The following is an 18,003-nucleotide window of genomic DNA, read 5'->3' as shown; positions in this document are numbered from 1 at the left end:
GCCCCCATACCGTTCGGCAGTGCCTCTCTGAAGCCTTGACGGAGTGAAGCCATGAGCGAAACCCCCGAATCCCCCAAAAAACGCACCCGCAGCACCAAAACCGCCACGCCGGTAAATCCAAAATCCGCTACCAAAGCGGCCACGACACGCACCGCGAGCAAATCCGCCGCGCCACGCAGCCGCAAACCCAAGGTCGCCGATACCCGCCAGAGAACGCCCGAACAGCGTTATCGAATGATTGCCGAGGCGGCGTTCTACATCGCGGAGACACACGGCTTCGACCCCAACCGCTCGTTGAACGACTGGCTGGAGGCCGAGACCATGATAGACGCTCACCTCGGTGGTGGACTGACCCACTAGACATCCAGTTCCGGGCGGCCAGACGCATGATCCGGCCGCCCGTTCATCGCCTCAGAACCTGCGACGGCGAATACTGTCTACTTGGTTGAGTGCCCCATTCGGGCGCAGCCCGCAGGAATCAAGCGTCGACGTGAACGATCTCGCACACGAGTCCGATAACGGACGACAAGCGTGCCCCACCCCACCCACGCCTTCGGATCCGAGCCTCGGCCACCATGCTACCGCCATAGGTATCGGCCTGATCGCAGGCTTCGGTGGCTGGTTTGCCCGTTCCCTGAGCGGCGCGCGACTCACAATTGATCGCGCTCGGCCTGTTCGAAATCCTGAATCGGCCAGGAAATCGTCTGCCAGCAAAATCATCACGTCCCCTAGCCATGATCCGCGTCATGATGACGTAGGCAAAATCAGCCGATAATGACCCGCCGGGGTGGCTGTATACCCCCTTCACAAGGAGCATTCGAAATGGGCCTCTATCAACGTATTCTGGTTCCCGTCGACGGCAGTGGCCCAGCGGGTAAATCGCTGGCCCAAGCGCTGGCCCTAGCTGCCGACCAGGATGCCTCAATCAAGCTCATCACCGTGGTCGATGAGGCCATTGGTGACTACATGGGCGGCGAGCTTGCCTGGATCGACCCGCAGACGCTGCGCGACAACCTCGTGGGCGGTGCCCGCAAGGTGTTAGACGCCGCGCTGGAAGAAGCCAAGGCGGCCGGACTTGAAGTCGAATCCGAGCTGATCGAATCGCCAGAAGGCCGCATCGGCCGCGCCATCCTCAAGGCTGCCGAAGATTGGCAGGCCGACCTGCTCGTGATCGCGACCCACGGACGTCACGGCCTCGCTCGCCTGCTCCTCGGCAGCACCACCGAAACACTACTGCGCAAGGGCAGCCTGCCGATGCTGATCGTGCCCTCCGGCGCGCCTCCAGCCTAGGCGAAGACAACCATGATTGAGCGCTTCCGCGATCACGCCGCCAACGAACGCACCTATCTGGCCTGGATACGCACGGCCGTCGCACTGCTGGCCTTCGGCTTCGTGATCGAGAAATTCGATTTGTTCATGCGCTATCTCGCGGTTGCCGGCAACCATCCAGGCAACGTGTCCGGTGCCGGCCATCGCGCGGCCGGTGCCGGTTTGGCGCTGATGATCACCGGGCTGGTGATGGTTGCGGTCGCGAGCTGGGGCTATCTGCTCAACCGACGCCTGATCGACAGCGAAGCGCCGGAACAATATCGCACCACCGTGCCCAATCTCGTACTGGCCACGGTGGTGGGGGTGTTGGGCCTGTTTCTCGTCATTTACGTCGGCCGCGAGGTACTAGGCTGACCCTGACCATCCGCATAATCGGAAAACGCACTCCCGATGCCGAACCTCGCTCCGCTGTCACCCCTGCTGGTTGCCTTCATCGCAACTACGCTATTCGGATTCGTGATCGGTCTGGAGCTGCACAGTTATCGTCGTGCCGGCGGACAGGATCTGGGATTCGGCACCACGCGCACCTTCACCTTGCTCGCGGTACTCGGTTTCACCCTGACGCTGCTGGACCCCAGCCTGCACCTTTACGCCTTTGGTCTGGTCGCCGTGACCGTGTTGCTTGCCTTGAATTACTGGGTGCGCCTACGCGCCGGTCAGCAAAGCCTGCTCGCCACCCTCATTGCCTTGCTGGTCTTTCTCATCGGTCCGTTGTCCCTGCGTCAGCCGATCTGGTTGCTTATCCTTTATGTGGTTGTGATCCTCCTGCTCCTCGGGGAAAAACCCGGCATCCGACGCTTCTCCGATGCCTTTCGCAGCAGCGAAGCTGCCACCCTGGCCAAATTCCTGATCATGGCGGGACTGATCCTGCCATTATTGCCCGAACGACAAATCGCGCCCTTCCTGAGCGTGACCTATTACCAGCTCTGGCTGGCGGTCATTGTAGTCTCCGGTATTTCCTATCTGAGCTATCTGGCACAAACCTATTTTTTTCCTTCACGTGGTGCACTGCTCACCGGGTTGCTCGGCGGGCTTTATTCCAGCACAGCCGCCACCGTGGTGCTGGGTCGTCAGGCGCACGAACCGGGCGGTGACGATCGCACCCTGGCCGCAGCCATCGTGCTCGCCACCGCGATGATGTATCTGCGCCTGTTCAGTCTGATACTGATCCTCGGTCACGACGCCATCGCATGGCGTCTGGTAATACCCTTTGCCGTCCTGTTTGCGGGCTCTCTAGGCGTCGCCTGGCTGCTGCATCACGGCCCCGCGACCGTTGGCGGAGAGGCCGGCGTACCGCCCTTGCGCCACCCCCTTGAATTCAGCACGGCGGTGTTGTTTGCCTTTTTGTTCGTGGTCTTCGCCGCATTGACCCACTGGGTCATCGGACGTTACGGCACCACCGGACTGCACCTGCTGTCCTTCGCCGTGGGCTTCACCGACATCGATCCATTCATCCTCTCCTTGCTTGCCGGCCGCTTTCACGTCGACGAGGCCGGACTTGCCGCAGCCGTGATCGTCGCCAGCGGCAGCAACAATTTGCTCAAGGGCCTGTACGCCGTCGTACTGAGCCGCAACCGGCGCGTTCTGCCGGCGGCCATCTGGCTGTTTGTCAGTTGCCTGCTGTCGCTGGTCTACGTCTACTGGCATGGCAGCTAGGCCCATCCGATCCCATCCCACCCACCGGAGCCACGCATGAGCACGCCCATCGAGACAGATGTACTGATCGTCGGCGGTGGTCCCGCCGGCATGATGTGCGGCATCACCGCTGCGCAGTTCTGGCCAGCGCGACGCGTGTTACTGGTACGCCCGGAGGAACAGGCCGTGGTGCCCTGCGGCATCCCCTACATCTTCGGCACGCTAGGTGGCACCGACGAGGACCTCGCGGGCAGAGCGCCCTTTCTCTCCTTCGGCGGCAAAATACTCATCGGGCACATTGCATCGGTAGATCGCAATCACCGCATCGCCACACTGGAAGACGGCACGCACATCGCCTGGAACCGCCTGGTGTTGGCCACCGGCTCGACGCCCTATCTTCCGCCCATCGACGGCCGCGAACTGCCCGGTGTGTTTCAAATCCACAAGGATTACGACTATCTCGACACCCTGCTCGGCGAAACACTGCCCGGCATCAGCCGGCTGGCCATACTCGGGGGCGGCTTCATCGGCGTGGAATTCTCTGATGAGCTGCGCAAGCGCGGCATTGAGGTCCACCTCATCGAACAACGCCCACACCTGCTGGCAGGCTCCTTCGACACGGACGCCAGTCTCGCCGTGGAAGCGCGACTGGCGTCGCTGGGCGTGAAGATTCATACCGGCGCCACCGTAACCGCGATCGAAGCCGATGCCAGCGGACAACGCGTGGGCGGCGTCCGCCTTGACGATGGACGCAATCTGCCCGTCGAGGGCGTCCTCATCGCCATCGGCACACAGCCGGACACACGTCTGGCTGCTGACATGGGCCTGACCCTGTCACGCTCGGGCGGCATCTGGGTGGATGGCTTCCAGCAAAGCCGGGAAGATTCCCAGGTATTCGCAGTGGGCGACTGTGCCCACAAGCAGGATTTCTTCACGCGCCACGCCAGCCATGCCCTGCTCGCCTCGCAGGCCGCCGCCGAGGGGCGTATCGCGGGTATGAATCTTTACGGCCTCAAACTACCAAGAACCAATGCCGGCACCATCGCGGTGTACGCCAGCCAGATCGACGATCTGGCCTTCGGCGTCGCCGGGCTGACCGAGCATACGGCGCGCGAAATCGGCTTTGAAGTTTTCATCGGCGACGCACGCCTGCCCGACCATCACCCAGCGTCAATGCCGGGCACGCATGAAGTGCATTGCCGGCTGGTATTCGACGCCAACAGCGAGCGACTGATCGGCGGACAGGTCATCGGCGGCGCCACCACCGCAGAAATTCTCAACACCCTTGCCGTCGCCATCCAGCTGCGCGCCACGGCCACCGATCTCGCCAGCTTCCAGTTCGGCAGCCATCCCCGTCTGACCGCACCGGTGCACCCGATCGTGGCGGCAACGGGCGAAGCCCTGCGCCGACGCCTGAGCCCATCGTAAATGCGTCTACCTCGCCACCGCACCCGGATCGTATGCACCATCGGCCCAGCGTCGCAAGCGCCGGCTACCCTGCGCCGGATGCTGCTCGCGGGCATGGACGTGGCGCGGCTCAACCTTGCGCACGGCGACCTCGAAACACATGCCCGCTGGATAGCTGCACTGCGCGCCGCGGCCGAAGACACCGGGCGCACCTTGGCCATACTCGCCGATCTGCCCGGCCCCAAGTTGCGCATCGGACGCCTGCCGACAGAGGTCATGATGCTTCGGCGAAGTGAATCGGTTCTACTCGGACCGATAGCCGCGCCCGCAACCGCTGCGCTGACCCACATCCCCATGGATCAACCCAAATTGCTCGCCGGGAGCACCCCCGGCGAGGATCTATTCCTCAACGACGGCTTTCTCCAGCTGCGCATACGCCGGGTCACAGAAGCGGGCATCGAGGCCCATGTCATCGTCGGCGGGGAGCTGCGCTCTCACAAGGGCATCAACGCGCCGTCGTTAATACTCGAGGGCGGAGCCTTCACCGACGAAGATCGGCGCCTGCTCGACTTTGCCCTTGAATTAGGCGTAGACGCGATCGGCCTGTCCTTCGTGCAAGGCCCCGAGGACGTGCTCGCCGCCCGTGCGGCTGCGGCCGCGCGGGGTCATCACCCTTGGCTGGTGGCCAAAATCGAACGTGCTGCGGCCCTGAAACATCTCGATGCCATCTTGGATGTGGCGGACGCCTTGATGGTCGCGCGCGGTGATCTCGGCGTCGAAACCCCTATCGAGGCCATCGCGCTGGTACAAAAACGACTGATCGCACGCGCGAACCGCGCCGGTAAACCCGTGATCACGGCGACGCAAATGCTCGAATCGATGACGCGCAACCGACGCCCCACGCGGGCCGAGGCCACCGATGTCGCCAATGCCGTACTCGATGGCACCGATGCGGTCATGCTGTCCGAAGAATCCGCCGCCGGCGCTTATCCGGTGCCCGCCGTGCGGATGCTGGCGCGTATTGCCGCGCATGCGGAGGCCGAGCCCCAGGCCGCAGCCGCCACGCAGCCCGCTGGCCACTCGCTTGAAGCGGTAATCGCCGCCGCCGCAGTCGAGGCCGCGGCGCGTCTGCGCGCGTTGCTGATCGTCACACCTACCCGCACCGGCGCCACGGCACGCCGAATTGCTCGCTTGCGCCCGCGAGCCTGGATTATCGCCTTCTGCCACGACATCGCCATCTGTCGAAGACTGACCTTCAGCCGTGGCGTACATCCTGTACATGTCTCTTCCAACAACACAGCGTGGGACGCGGTAATCGACGAATGGCTGGCACACCATTACCCGCGTGGACATGGCCCGATCGTGATCACCCAAGGCCCTTCGCGCGACCACCCCGACGGCATCAGTCGCGTGGCTTTACGCCCGGCGACACCTTATGTACCACACGCTACCGCAAACGGTGACTCGGAATGATCCAGATCAAACCGACCTTTGATCCCACTCGATGCCGACAATTTCACAACCGATGCCTCGTTAATTTCGCGCCCAGCACGTCCACCCTGCAGACGGCACCGCGCTTGCGTCTCTCAAGGCAACTGCCCTCAGTTCGTGGTCTAGGTTTCGATGGGTTTGATCGCACCCATCGGTTGGACGGACGTGGGTCTCATCTGGGTCTATTGTCTGTTGTGGATATTCATTGAGGATCAGGCGAAATTGATGACCTATCTGCAATTCCACCCCGATTCACCGCGCCACCGGCGTTTCATCCGGCTCGCCGAACAGGCCCTGCACCCCCGCCCGCGCAACCCACGCGACCGACGCCCCTATGATCACACCAACGAGGCCTTCCATGAACACCCTACTCGAACAGGCGCTGACCCCGGATGGCATACGCGGCTCAGTCAATGGAGGCCTGCAGTGCGGGCAGGTAATTTCCATTGCGCGTGCCTTCGGCGACTTGATTTCCCCGGAAGGTGATCGCGAATTCCTGATCGGCCATGACGCGCGGCGCAGTTCGGCGTCGCTCGCCGAGGCGGTCAGCATTGGCCTGCGCTCGGGAGGGCACCACGTCACCCACATCGGGCTATGCGCAACGCCGATGCTGCGCTGGTATGCCGCCGAGCAGAAATTCGACGGTGCAGTCATGATCACCGGCGGTCGCCTACCCGCGGAATATAACGGCCTCAAACTCTACCGCGAACACGCGGTGGCGCTGAGCGTCGGCCATGGCCTGGAAGAGGTTATCGCACGTGCCGAACCGGCGTTCTATTCTGGCCATGCCTGTACACCCGAACTGCACTATGCCTCGCCACTGGCGGATTATGCCGCCGTGATCCGCAGCCATTGCCGGACCTACACGCCGATCAAGGTGGCGATCGACGCTGGCAACGGCATCGGCGGACTCGACACGCGCATGGTCTTTTCTCACCTGCACACCGTGCGTATCTGGGAACTGGACTTCGAGCCGGATGGCGCATTTCAGAATCGTTCGCCCAACCCGCAGGACCCTGGTGCACTGGATACCTTGAGCCGCTGCGTCGTCACCCATGGTTGCCATCTCGGGATAGCCTTCGATGGAGATGCCGACGCGCTGATGGTGGTTGATGAAACAGGATTGCCCATCGCACCCGACCGCCTCGGCGGCCTGATCGCCCTGATCATGCTAGAACAACACCCCGGCGGCGGCGTGGTCCATGGACCCGCAGTCTCCCACGAGGTCACCGAAGCCATCCGTTCGGCCGGAGGGCAACCACTCGGCGTTCGCGACGGCGGGGCGGCGACCATCCAGGTCGCCATGGTCGACAAGCAAGCGCTGTTCGGGATCAGCGATCGGGGCAATTATTTCTACGGTGACCTGTATTCCACCGACAATGCCCTACGCAGCCTGATTGAACTGATCAATGGCCTGGCCGATCGCCCGCAACCCCTATCAACCCTGATCCAAACGCTACGTCTGGAGCCGGCATGAATCGGACCGTCGACCATGCTCCGCTGGTCACACTGACGCTCAACCCTTCCGTCGATATCAGTTACGACATTCCCCAGCTGATTGCCGATCAAAAAATTCACGCCCGCGCGGACCGCTACGACCCTGGTGGCAACGGCATCAACGTCGCACGCGCGCTCAAGCACCTGCGTATGCCCGCTCACTCGGTCTGTATCGTGGGTGGCGAAATCGGTGATTTCCTACAGCGGCTGATCGCGCATGAACTCGATCATCCGCATTGCATCCGCATAGAGGGCGAAACGCGAATCAACGTCACCTTGTTGCAACAGACACCGCGCACACAATATGAGATCAGCGCCACCGGTCCTCAGGTCACCGCATTCGCGCTACAGAACGTGATCGACGAGGTGCTCAACTTGGCTGGCGGCGGCTACGCCGTACTCACCGGGTCATTGCCACCAGGCGTACCCCAGGACATCTACGCGACCCTGATCCGCGCTTTGCGGGCCCAGGCCGTCCGCTGCGTAGTCGATGCCCAGGGTGAACCCTTGGCCCGAGCCATCGACGAACGCCCCTTTCTGATCAAGCCCAACCGCTACGAACTGGGATTATGGGTCGGGCACCCGTTGCCAAATTTAGATGCCGTCATCAGCGAAGCCTGTGCGCTGCAGGCCCGCGGTATCGAATATGTCTGCGTCTCACTCGGCGCCGAGGGCGCACTCCTGGTCGACGACCAGGCCACTTATCTGGCCAAGGCGCCGAACATCGAGGTGGCGTCCACCGTCGGTGCGGGCGACTCCATGATCGCAGGACTGATCACTGCACTAACGCGCGGCGAAGGGCCCGCAGAAGCACTGCGTCTCGGCATCGCTTGCGGCAGCGGCACCGCCAGCCGACCGGGCACGGCCCTGTTTGGCTACCAACAGATCCAATCCCTGCTCGGACAGATAGAAATCCGGCGCATTGCCCACACCACAGGCGCGACTTCAGCATGAACGCATTCCAACGTTACCTGACACGCACGCTGCCAGAGCCGCTCTCAAGACTGACCGAGCTCGCCCTTGACCTGCGCTGGAGCTGGAGTCACGCCTCCGACGCACTCTGGGAAACCCTCGATCCCGAGCTATGGGCCGCCACCGCCAATCCCTGGTTGATACTCGAATCGGTTTCTCGCGATCGCCTGAACCAACTCGCGGACGACGCGACCTTTCGCGATGAACTCGAACGCCAGCTGGCCGAGCGCGAAGCCAGTCTCAATGGCCCCACCTGGTTTGGCGAAATACAGGACACCGGTAACTTCGGTACCGTCGCCTACTTCAGCATGGAATTCGGCCTCAGCGAATCGCTGCCAATTTATTCGGGCGGTCTTGGCATTCTCGCCGGCGACATGCTCAAGACAGCCAGCGATCTAGGAGTTCCGATGGTTGGTGTCGGCCTACTGTATCAACAGGGATATTTTCGCCAAGCACTGAACATCGATGGGGAACAGCTGGCTTACTACCCCTACAACGACCCTGCGATGCTACCCGTGATGCCGCTACGCAATGGTGATGGCGGTTGGTTGCGCGTCACCGTCGAATTGCCTGGCCGCCCACTACAGCTACGTTGCTGGGAGGCACGCGTCGGTCGCGCGCGCCTGTTACTGTTGGATGCCAATGACCTTGTCAACGGGCCGCGCGATCGCGGCATCACCGGAGAGCTATATGGTGGCGACACCGAGACCCGCCTAACCCAGGAAGTCATCCTTGGCATTGGCGGTTGGCGCATGCTGGAACGCCTAGGACTACCGGTCAGCGTCTGTCACCTCAATGAAGGCCACGCCGCCCTCGCCGTATTCGAACGCGCCGCAAGCTTCCGGCGGCAACACGGCACGGACTTCGAGATCGCCCTGCGCGCTACCCGCGCGGGCAATCTGTTCACGACACACACCCCGGTGCCCGCTGCCTTTGATCGCTTCCCACCCGCTCTGGTACGACTTTATCTGACACCCTATGCCGATCAATGGGGCTTGCCCTTCGAGCGCATCCTCCAACTCGGCCGGATACATCCCGATACGAACGACGCCGACGAGGACTTCGTCCCCGCTTACCTTGCGTTACGCGGCTGCGGCGCGGCCAATGGCGTATCCCGTCTGCATGGCGAAGTCAGTCGACACCTGTTTGCTCCGATGTTCCCACGCAGACCTCTACACGAAGTGCCTATCGGGCACGTTACCAACGGAGTACATACACCCAGCTGGGACTCGCGCGATGCTGATCAGCTGTGGACGCAAAGCTGTGGCAAGTCCCGCTGGATCGGCGATCTTACGGGTATCGGTGGCGGTATCCGCGGTCTGGACGATGCCACTCTCTGGGAATTCCGAGGACGTAGCCGCCAGTCCCTCATCAAGGCCTTACGCGCACGCCTTGCCCGCCAGCGCGCGAGCCTCGGCGCGGCCGTCGAGCGCATCGATGAATGCGCCCTGATGCTCGATCCCAACGCCCTCACGCTCGGATTCGCACGCCGATTCACCGCCTACAAGCGTACCAATCTGCTGCTCACCGACCCCGACCGGCTCTCGCGATTGCTCACCAATACCAACCGGCCGGTTCAACTCGTTCTCGCCGGCAAGGCACACCCGCGCGATTGGAACGGCCAACGCATGATCAAGGAATGGAGCGAATTCATTGCAAGACCCGAGCTACGCGGGCGTGTCGTCTTTGTGGAAGACTACGACATGGCCGTCGCGGCCACGCTGGTGGAAGGCGTGGATCTCTGGATCAACACACCTCGGCGTCCATGGGAGGCCAGTGGCACCAGTGGAATGAAGGTACTCGTCAATGGCGGTCTCAACCTGTCCGAGCTCGATGGCTGGTGGGCCGAAGCCTATGCGCCGGAGGTCGGCTGGGCGATCGGCGACCGCTGCGAGCACGATGCCGACCCTGCCTGGGATGCCAGCGAGGCGAAGAATCTCTACCGCTTACTCGAGGAAGAGATCGTGCCGCTGTTTTATACTCGCGATCAGGCGGGTATCCCCCCGCCCTGGGTCGCACGAATCCGCGAGAGTATGGCCAGATTGACCCCTGCCTATTCTTCCAACCGTATGTTGCGCGAATATGTCGAACACTATTATTTGCCTCAATCACGCGCCATCGCCGCGCGTCAAGCCGACAATGCCCGTCTGGGGACGGAACTCGAAGCCTGGCATCGGCGTCTCAAAGCTCACTGGGGCGGCCTGCGGATCGGAGATCTATCATGGAAACAAGAGGGCAACGGGTGGCGGGCGGACGTGCAGGTCTATCTGGACGACCTGGGGCCGGACGACATCGCAGTGGAGCTTTACGCCGAACCCAATTCCTGTCACCGTCTACAGCGGATGGAGCCTTTGGCGGGCGCGATTCACGGCTACCGCTACAGCACGACCTTATCCGCGGACTGCACGCCAGATGATTACACTGCGCGCATTGTCCCAACACATCCGGCGGCCAGCGTCCCTCTCGAGGCGACCGAAATTCTCTGGCAACCGCGTAACTGAGTCACGCCAATGACCCATCCCGCCCGTCAATGCAACCCCGAAAATACGCGCCAGCGTCTGCTCTGCGCGGCCCATCGCGAGATCTACGAGCGTGGCTTCCAAGCGGCCAGCCTGGAACGAATACTCACCGACACCGGACTAAGCAAGGGCGCGTTATACCATCACTTCGAGACCAAGCAGGCGCTCGGCATCGCCGTGGTCGAAGAGGTCATCGCCGTCCGCGTGCACCAGGAATGGATCGAACCTCTGATGCAGGCCGAACGCCCGCTGGACGTGCTCGCCTTCCTGCTCGATCAAAAACAGCGTAATGCAGGCCCGGAAAACGTGCGTCTGGGCTGCGACCTCAATAATTTGATGCAGGAAATGAGCCCCTGCGACGAGATCTTCCGCAACGCTCTGCATCGCGTACTTCAGGACTGGACCGATGCGCTGACCCAAGCGCTGCGTCGCGCACGTGCGCTCGACCAGATCCGTCCCGACATCGACTGCAAGCAGGCCGCCCTGTTCGTCATCGCCTCTATGGAAGGCTGTGCGGGGCTGAGCAAAAATCTGCAGGACATTGAGGCCTATCGCGGATGTATGCGCACACTGGGCGACTATCTCGCGCAACTGGCTACAGCGCCCGCCCGAGATTGAACCCACACGGATTCAAGAGGTCTTTAGAGGTAGTCGGCATAAACATACCGACCGGTCTGTATTATCATGCGCGTCCGCCTCGTAAACCCGCACCAGGAGCCTTTATCCCATGCCCAAAACCATGAAGGCGATGCAGATCGCCCGCCCCGGTGGCGACTTCGAACTCGTCGAACGTCCTCTGCCCACCCCTGCTGAGGCTGAGGTCCGTATCCGCGTACAGGCCTGCGGCATCTGCCACAGCGACTTGTTCGTCAAGGAAGGCCTGTTCCCCGGTATTGCCTACCCGCGCATCCCCGGCCACGAGGTCGTCGGCGTGATCGACGCGCTCGGTCCCGGTGTGACGAGCTGGCAACCGGGCCAGCGGGTTGGGGTCGGCTGGCACGGCGGCCATTGCCACACCTGCGAGGCCTGCCGCGAGGGCGATTTCGTCAACTGCGTCGAGGCCAAAATCACCGGTATTTCCTTCGATGGCGGCTACGCCGAATACATGGTGGCGCCTGCCGAAAGCCTCGCCCGTGTGCCCGACACGCTGGACTCGGTCGAGGCGGCGCCGCTGCTCTGCGCCGGCATCACCACCTACAATGCCCTACGCAACAGTGGCGCTCGTCCCGGCGATCTGGTCGCGGTACAGGGCATCGGTGGGCTGGGTCACCTTGGCGTACAGTTCGCGCACCACATGGGATTTCTAACCGTCGCGCTCTCACGCGGGGCGGACAAGGAGGCGCTGGCCCGCGAACTGGGTGCGGACCACTATATCGACACAGCTTCCGGCGACGGGGTGGCCGCACTGCAAGCGCTGGGCGGTGCTCGCGTCATTCTCGCCACCGCACCCAACAGCCGACTGATCACCGCCTTGTTCTCCGGGCTCAGCCGCCATGGCCGGATGATTGTCGTCGGCATCGACAACGAGCCCATCGAGGTCACGCCGCTGCAACTCATCGCTGGCAATCACAGTTTGACAGGGTGGGCCTCCGGCCATGCGCGCGATTCCGAAGACACACTGCGCTTCAGCGCCCTGAGGGGTGTCAACGCCATGATCGAGACCTATCCGCTGGAACAGGCCAAGGCCGCCTACGAACGCATGCTTAACAATGAGGCGCGCTTTCGCGTGGTCCTGAGCATGAATCCCACGTCCAATTGATCACCGAAGGAGCTCACATGAGCAATGCCAATACTCAGGCAGAATGGGTCGACATCACACCCGAGCTGCGCGGCTATCTCGCGCGCCCGCCCGGCGAAGGCCCATACCCCGCGGTCCTGGTCTTCATTGAGGCCTATGGTGTTAACGATCACTTCCAATCCCTGGCCAATCGCTTGGCCGAGGCCGGCTATGTCGCCCTGGTGCCCGACATCTATCACGGGCATGTCTACGAATACAGTGATTCCGACAATGCCATTGCTCATCTGCGCGGTCTGAACGACGAACAGGTCATGGGCGAGACCGATGCTGCGCTCGACCTGCTCGTGGGACACCCTGCAGTCGCCGGCAGCAAGCCCGGCGTACTCGGCTTCTGCATGGGCGGGCGCTACGCCTTCCTGACCCATGGCACCAGGGCCGACCGCGTAGGGGCCAGCGTGGCGTACTACGGGGGCGGCATCGCCCCAACCCAAGATCGCCTCGGACGCGTACCGCTGCTTGACCGGATACCCTCGATGCAGGCGCCGCTGCTGCTGCATTACGGTGCGGCCGATGGATCCATCGCGCCGGACGAACACGCACGCGTCGCGGAAGCCTTGAGCCACGCCGGCAAACGCTATGGTTTACAGGTCTACCCGGAGGCCGGCCACGGCTTCTTCTGCGATCAACGGGCCAGTTATCACGCCGGTGCAGCCGATGAGTCTTGGCGTCTGACGCTCGACTTCTTCGCCAGCCACATCAAGGAGTAAACCATGGCCAAGCTTGCAATCGTGCTGCTTTCCGACATGAAGGACCCGGTAAAGGTCGAGATGGCATTGCGTTTTACCGCCGTCGCGCTCAAGCAGAATCGCCTGGAAGACATCCGCTTTTTCTTCTTCGGCCCCGGCGTCCGCGTACCAGGCCAGCTCAAGGACGACGCCACGCTCAAACCGGTGCTCGACGAACTCCTCGTCAGCGGCGTGACCACCCTCGCCTGCATTTACAATGCCCGTGGACTCGGCGAGGAAGACAACCTCCGTGAGGCCGAAGTTCAGATGCAAGCCATCGGCGCCGATCTCGTTACCGTCGTCGAACAAGGTTATCAGATGATGACCTTTTGACCCCATGAGGGTCTTTTGATCCTGGCCGCCACCCGTCAATGGGGGGCGGCAGAGCCTCCCCAACGATTCAGGAGCACCATGGATACCCGACTTTTCGCACCGCTCACTCTGCGTGGACTGACCGTCCCCAACCGCATTTTCGTCTCGCCGATGTGCCAATACTCCAGCGAAGACGGCCTGCCCAACGACTGGCACATGGTTCATCTTGGCAGCCGTGCGGTCGGCGGTGCCGGGCTGGTCATGGTCGAGGCCAGTGCCGTCTGTCCCGAAGGGCGCATCACCCCCACGACAGCGGCCTCTGGAACGAGGCACAGGCGACGGCCTATCGCCGGATCACCGACTTCATCCGCGCACAGGGTTCGGTCCCCGCCGTGCAGATCGCGCACGCCGGCCGCAAGGCCTCCACCGACGTGCCCTGGCGTGGTGGCCACCCGATTCCGTCCGATGCCGGCAACGGTTGGATCCCTGACGCACCCAGCGCGCTGGCCTTCTCTCCTGCGCACACCGAGCCGCACGCCCTCGACGAGTCCGACATCGAACGCATTAAGGCGCAGTTCGTCGCCTCGACGAGGCTCGCGCGCCAAGCCGGCTTCGACGTGGTCGAGCTGCACATGGCGCACGGCTACCTGCTGCACAGCTTTCTCTCACCACTGTCGAACAAGCGCGACGACGCCTGGGGTGGCACCCTCGAACACCGTGCCCGGCTGCCATTGGAAATCGCCCGTGCCGTGCGTGCCGAATGGCCCGACGAGCTGCCGGTCTTCGTGCGTATCTCGGCCAGCGACTGGGTCGACGACGGATGGGATCTGGCGCAGTCCGTGCAACTTTCCATCTGGCTACGCGAAGCCGGTATCGACCTGATCGACTGTTCCAGTGGTGGTCTCACGCCGGATGCGCGCATTCCCGTCGCCCCCGGCTTCCAAACCCCATTCGCGCAAGTCGTGCGCAATCAGGCCGAAATCGCCACCGGCGCCGTCGGCCTGATCACGGAGCCCGCGCAGGCGGAGCACATTCTGGTCACCGGCCAGGCCGACGCCGTGCTCTTGGCGCGCGAACTGCTACGCGATCCTTATTGGCCACTGCACGCGGCCCACGCGCTCGGCGCGGAGGTCGCATGGCCTCTGCAGTACCAGCGCGCACAACCCCGTTAGGCTTCATCACACAATCGGAGAAGTCTGTATGACTACACAAGCCGAAAACACGGTCGGATTCATCGGACTCGGCCAGATGGGGCTGGGCATGGCCACGCGTCTACTCGAATCCGGCCAGTCCCTCGTCGTCTACAACCGTACGCAGGATAAGGCGCGCCCGCTTGCCGACGCGGGCGCCCGTATCGCAAACCATCCAGCCGACACCGCCACCAAAGGCGGCATCGTGATCAGCATGCTGGCCGACGATGCCGCAGTCGAAGGCCTTTTCGACGATCAGCTACTGGCGCGCCTGGGGCCAGGTGGACTCCATCTGTCGATGAGCACGCTCGGCCCGGCCACCGCAACCCGCCTCGCCGAACGGCACAAGGCCCACGGCGTGGACTACGTCGCCTGCCCGGTATTCGGCCGGCCAGACGCCGCGCGCGCCGGCAAGCTCTGGCTCTGCCTTTCCGGCCCCGCCTCGGCACGCACACGACTCGAAACCCTGCTCGCAGCCATGGGCCAGGGGGTGTACGAGTTCGGCGATGACCCAGCTGCCGCGAACGTCACCAAGCTCGCCGGCAATTTCCTCATCGCCTCGGCCATCGAGGCGATGAGCGAAGCCTATTCGTTGGCCGAAAAACACGGCGTCGACGCTGATGCCGTCCATCAGTTGCTCACGCAAACACTGTTTGCCTGCCCGATCTATCAAAATTACGGCAAGGCCATCGTCGAGCAGCGCTTCACGCCACCCGGCTTCACCTTACGCCTCGGCGCCAAGGACATGCGCCTGGTCCAAGACGCCGCGCGCGCGGCCGAAATGCCAATGCCGCTAGCGTCCCTGCTCGGTGACCGATTCCTGCGCATGCTCGCCGGTGGCCAGGGCGACATTGACTGGACCGGCATCGCCGCCGACCAGCGCCAGGCTGCCGGCCTTATCTCGCAATAAGCGCACTTCCCACGCCCGCCCTCCGGGGTGGGCTCCCGATAGGCGCGCAGGCCGAAGTACCGACGGACAGAAAATCGGTAACGGGCACACCAAAATATGGGCAAATGCACCGACCTTCGCGTTTTCAGTCTTGCGCCCAATACGCAGGCTTATGCCCTTGCCCGAGCACCGGCAAACTCAGCGATAGGCCCGTTCAAGCTCGATCAATCGTTGCTTTCGCCATAGTCCGCCGCCATACCCGGTCAGTGAGCCATCGGCCCCGATCACCCGATGGCACGGGATGACGATTGCCAGTTGATTTGCCCCATTTGCGCGCGCGACTGCACGAATCGCGGTCGGTTGCCCAATTATGCGAGCCACCTCGCTGTAGCTACGGGTGTGACCTGGCGGAATTTCCTGCAACACACGCCAAACCCGCTGGGTAAACGCACTGCCGTGCAGGCTGATCGGCGTCGTAAACTCGGCACCCTCCCCGACCAGGTAGCGACCAAGTTCATCGGCCACCTGCTCCGTCGGGTCTGGTCGGCCAAAACCAAGCGATCCGTTTACCCGGTTCCTCAATTGTCGTAATTCGCTCGGTAACGCCCGGCGATCGACGAATTCAAGCAGCTGCAGACTATGCCTGTCGCTGACCGCAACCATGGCACCCAGTGGCGTCTCGATCCAATCGGCCAGGAGGCGGGCGTTGGGCGCGAAATCACCCGGCGCCTGGCCAAGCAACTTCGCGAAGGCCCCTCTGAATGCACTTGGCGACTCAAAACCCGTGTCGATTTGTGCCTCGATCACCTTAACCTCCTGCCTTGAGTATCCCTATGCCTTGGCGCATCTGCCGTTGTCTGACTATTTGAGAAACGTCACGCCTGAACGTGCGCTGCCCCGTCCACGAGGCACCCAATACGACCGTTCAGTTCTGAATAGCCCAAAATCATTATTGCGAATCATTCTTATTTGCATTATCTTATGTATTTCCACCAATAAATCACGCCGGAGATCTTACCGATGAATAAATCGCTCCTATATATGATCCTGCTCGCCTTCGCTACTCCCATCTACGCGGCCACTTCCGAATACACGTTGGTCATTGAGCAGCATCGCTTCCATCCTACGGAGATAAGCATCCCTGCGAACGAGCGCATCAAGCTAATCATCGATAATCGTGACGCGACTGCCGAAGAGTTCGAAAGCCATGATCTCAAACGTGAAAAAATAATTCCCGGACACACCAAAGCCAGTGTATGGATCGGCCCCTGCGCGAAGGCCGCTATCGATTCTTTGGTGAATTTCACGAGGATACCGCTCAAGGTACCCTTATAGTCCGTTAGGAGGTTTTCATGCTTGCCGCTGCTCTGATCGTATTCCGAGAAGTGCTCGAAGCCGCGCTGGTCGTCTCTATCATCATGAGTGCCAGCCGTGGCGTCGCCAATCGCGGCCGCTGGATCATGGGCGGACTGCTCGGAGGATTGCTCGGCGCCGTTTGCGTTGCCACTTTTGCTGGCAGTATTGCCAATGCTGTCGAGGGCCGTGGACAGGAGTTGCTCAACGCGGCAATCCTACTGTCCGCAGTGATCATGCTGGCATGGCACAACGTATGGATGAGTGCCCATGGCAAGACGCTCTCGAAGCAGATGAAACGGCTCGGACACGACGTCGGAGTGGGACTCAAGCCGTTATCCGCAATTGCATTGGTGGCCGGCCTCGCGGTCATGCGAGAGGGGTCGGAGACTGCGCTGTTCCTATACAGCCTATCGGTCAGTGGCAGTTCGACTGGATTGCTTGCCGGCGGCGCGCTACTCGGCCTCGGCGGCGGCATGCTGCTCGGCCTCACGCTATACCGAGGTCTGCTAGCGATCCCGATCAGGCACTTTTTCCGTATCACCGGCTGGATGATCCTGTTGTTGGCTGCAGGGCTGGCAGCCAATGCCGCAGGGTTGCTGAACCAGGCAGGTCTGTTGCCTGCATTGGGACAACAAATCTGGGACAGCTCCGGCTGGCTGAATCAAGGCAGTTGGGCAGGCACACTGCTTCATATACTGGTCGGCTACAATGACCGCCCGATGGGCATCCAGATACTGACCTATGGATTGGCGCTCATGAGCATACTACTTTTAATGCAATGGGCTGGACGTCGCGTCATCAGCCAATCGGAACAAACCCCTGACTAAACACATCCACGAAGAGGCAGGATTGCCCGCAGTCGCCCGAATATCTTATATAGTGA

17 protein-coding genes and 2 pseudogenes are annotated in these 18,003 nt (G+C 62.1%); 18 read left to right on the top strand and 1 reads right to left on the bottom strand.

What is annotated here, in order from left to right:
- Positions 1-51 precede the first annotated feature (51 nt).
- From BI364_RS18265 to BI364_RS06605, 15 genes and pseudogenes are all read left to right on the top strand, one after another.
- Complete coding sequence (locus tag BI364_RS18265; protein WP_083251206.1) at positions 52-360, top strand: DUF2934 domain-containing protein; 309 nt, start codon at positions 52-54, stop codon at positions 358-360.
- 462 nt (positions 361-822) lie between these two features.
- Complete coding sequence (locus BI364_RS06670) at positions 823-1,290, top strand: universal stress protein (protein ID WP_070078067.1); 468 nt, start codon at positions 823-825, stop codon at positions 1,288-1,290.
- A gap of 12 nt (positions 1,291-1,302) precedes the next feature.
- Positions 1,303-1,683, top strand: a complete 381-nt coding sequence (locus BI364_RS06665; RefSeq protein ID WP_070078066.1) for a YidH family protein — start codon at positions 1,303-1,305, stop codon at positions 1,681-1,683.
- 36 nt (positions 1,684-1,719) lie between these two features.
- Positions 1,720-2,985: an MgtC/SapB family protein gene (locus BI364_RS06660; RefSeq protein WP_070078065.1), complete on the top strand. Its 1,266-nt coding sequence runs from the start codon at positions 1,720-1,722 to the stop codon at positions 2,983-2,985.
- Between the two features lie 36 nt (positions 2,986-3,021).
- On the top strand, positions 3,022-4,392 hold the full coding sequence (locus tag BI364_RS06655) for an NAD(P)/FAD-dependent oxidoreductase (protein WP_070078064.1): 1,371 nt from the start codon (positions 3,022-3,024) through the stop codon (positions 4,390-4,392).
- A complete protein-coding gene (pyk, locus tag BI364_RS06650; RefSeq protein WP_070078063.1) occupies positions 4,393-5,844 on the top strand; it encodes a pyruvate kinase in 1,452 nt (483 codons plus the stop codon). It begins immediately after the preceding gene.
- A 376-nt stretch (positions 5,845-6,220) separates the two neighbouring features.
- Positions 6,221-7,339, top strand: a complete 1,119-nt coding sequence (locus tag BI364_RS06645; RefSeq protein WP_070078062.1) for a phosphohexomutase domain-containing protein — start codon at positions 6,221-6,223, stop codon at positions 7,337-7,339.
- Entirely contained in the window at positions 7,336-8,313 is a 978-nt protein-coding gene (gene pfkB / locus BI364_RS06640; protein WP_070078061.1) for a 1-phosphofructokinase, read from the top strand. Before BI364_RS06645 ends, pfkB begins: the two co-directional genes overlap by 4 nt.
- A complete protein-coding gene (glgP, locus tag BI364_RS06635; protein WP_070078060.1) occupies positions 8,310-10,832 on the top strand; it encodes an alpha-glucan family phosphorylase in 2,523 nt (840 codons plus the stop codon). The genes pfkB and glgP overlap by 4 nt, the downstream gene beginning before the upstream one ends.
- Before the next feature lie 9 nt (positions 10,833-10,841).
- Positions 10,842-11,468, top strand: a complete 627-nt coding sequence (locus BI364_RS06630) for a TetR/AcrR family transcriptional regulator (protein WP_070078059.1) — start codon at positions 10,842-10,844, stop codon at positions 11,466-11,468.
- A gap of 109 nt (positions 11,469-11,577) precedes the next feature.
- On the top strand, positions 11,578-12,609 hold the full coding sequence (locus BI364_RS06625) for an alcohol dehydrogenase (protein WP_070078058.1): 1,032 nt from the start codon (positions 11,578-11,580) through the stop codon (positions 12,607-12,609).
- A 17-nt stretch (positions 12,610-12,626) separates the two neighbouring features.
- A complete protein-coding gene (locus BI364_RS06620; RefSeq protein WP_070078057.1) occupies positions 12,627-13,355 on the top strand; it encodes a dienelactone hydrolase family protein in 729 nt (242 codons plus the stop codon).
- A gap of 3 nt (positions 13,356-13,358) precedes the next feature.
- Positions 13,359-13,706, top strand: coding sequence for a DsrE family protein (locus tag BI364_RS06615; protein ID WP_070078056.1), 348 nt, complete (start codon positions 13,359-13,361; stop codon positions 13,704-13,706).
- 78 nt (positions 13,707-13,784) lie between these two features.
- Positions 13,785-14,857: pseudogene (locus BI364_RS06610) on the top strand (NADH:flavin oxidoreductase/NADH oxidase).
- 28 nt (positions 14,858-14,885) lie between these two features.
- A complete protein-coding gene (locus BI364_RS06605; RefSeq protein ID WP_070078055.1) occupies positions 14,886-15,785 on the top strand; it encodes an NAD(P)-dependent oxidoreductase in 900 nt (299 codons plus the stop codon).
- A 177-nt stretch (positions 15,786-15,962) separates the two neighbouring features.
- Here BI364_RS06605 and BI364_RS06600 read toward each other — a convergent pair whose 3' ends face one another.
- Complete coding sequence (locus BI364_RS06600; RefSeq protein ID WP_070078054.1) at positions 15,963-16,571, bottom strand: methylated-DNA--[protein]-cysteine S-methyltransferase; 609 nt, start codon at positions 16,569-16,571, stop codon at positions 15,963-15,965.
- A 213-nt stretch (positions 16,572-16,784) separates the two neighbouring features.
- Between BI364_RS06600 and BI364_RS06595 the strand changes: the two are divergent.
- From BI364_RS06595 to BI364_RS06590, 3 genes and pseudogenes are all read left to right on the top strand, one after another.
- Positions 16,785-17,024: pseudogene (locus tag BI364_RS06595) on the top strand (cupredoxin domain-containing protein); the annotation flags it as partial.
- Positions 17,021-17,107 carry a cupredoxin domain-containing protein gene (locus BI364_RS19120; RefSeq protein ID WP_407639351.1) on the top strand — a complete coding sequence of 29 codons (87 nt, stop codon included), beginning with the start codon at positions 17,021-17,023 and terminating at the stop codon, positions 17,105-17,107. The pseudogene BI364_RS06595 and the gene BI364_RS19120, both read left to right, overlap by 4 nt.
- A gap of 9 nt (positions 17,108-17,116) precedes the next feature.
- Complete coding sequence (locus tag BI364_RS06590; protein WP_070078053.1) at positions 17,117-17,947, top strand: FTR1 family iron permease; 831 nt, start codon at positions 17,117-17,119, stop codon at positions 17,945-17,947.
- The last annotated feature ends 56 nt before the right edge of the window (positions 17,948-18,003 follow it).

The sequence above is a fragment of the Acidihalobacter yilgarnensis genome, assembly GCF_001753245.1.
Classification (GTDB): Bacteria; Pseudomonadota; Gammaproteobacteria; order DSM-5130; family Acidihalobacteraceae; genus Acidihalobacter; species Acidihalobacter yilgarnensis.
Note: the sequence above shows the minus strand (reverse complement) of the source record. Positions and strands in the feature narration are given on the sequence as shown.

Coding starts and splice junctions, on each gene's coding strand:
- BI364_RS18265 (WP_083251206.1), top strand. CDS start 52: ATGAGCGAAACCCCCGAATCCCCCAAAAAACGCACCCGCAGCACCAAA.
- BI364_RS06630 (WP_070078059.1), top strand. CDS start 10,842: ATGACCCATCCCGCCCGTCAATGCAACCCCGAAAATACGCGCCAGCGT.
- BI364_RS19120 (WP_407639351.1), top strand. CDS start 17,021: ATGGATCGGCCCCTGCGCGAAGGCCGCTATCGATTCTTTGGTGAATTT.
- pyk (WP_070078063.1), top strand. CDS start 4,393: ATGCGTCTACCTCGCCACCGCACCCGGATCGTATGCACCATCGGCCCA.
- BI364_RS06605 (WP_070078055.1), top strand. CDS start 14,886: ATGACTACACAAGCCGAAAACACGGTCGGATTCATCGGACTCGGCCAG.
- BI364_RS06645 (WP_070078062.1), top strand. CDS start 6,221: ATGAACACCCTACTCGAACAGGCGCTGACCCCGGATGGCATACGCGGC.
- BI364_RS06590 (WP_070078053.1), top strand. CDS start 17,117: ATGCTTGCCGCTGCTCTGATCGTATTCCGAGAAGTGCTCGAAGCCGCG.
- pfkB (WP_070078061.1), top strand. CDS start 7,336: ATGAATCGGACCGTCGACCATGCTCCGCTGGTCACACTGACGCTCAAC.
- glgP (WP_070078060.1), top strand. CDS start 8,310: ATGAACGCATTCCAACGTTACCTGACACGCACGCTGCCAGAGCCGCTC.
- BI364_RS06660 (WP_070078065.1), top strand. CDS start 1,720: ATGCCGAACCTCGCTCCGCTGTCACCCCTGCTGGTTGCCTTCATCGCA.
- BI364_RS06655 (WP_070078064.1), top strand. CDS start 3,022: ATGAGCACGCCCATCGAGACAGATGTACTGATCGTCGGCGGTGGTCCC.
- BI364_RS06665 (WP_070078066.1), top strand. CDS start 1,303: ATGATTGAGCGCTTCCGCGATCACGCCGCCAACGAACGCACCTATCTG.
- BI364_RS06625 (WP_070078058.1), top strand. CDS start 11,578: ATGCCCAAAACCATGAAGGCGATGCAGATCGCCCGCCCCGGTGGCGAC.
- BI364_RS06620 (WP_070078057.1), top strand. CDS start 12,627: ATGAGCAATGCCAATACTCAGGCAGAATGGGTCGACATCACACCCGAG.
- BI364_RS06670 (WP_070078067.1), top strand. CDS start 823: ATGGGCCTCTATCAACGTATTCTGGTTCCCGTCGACGGCAGTGGCCCA.
- BI364_RS06615 (WP_070078056.1), top strand. CDS start 13,359: ATGGCCAAGCTTGCAATCGTGCTGCTTTCCGACATGAAGGACCCGGTA.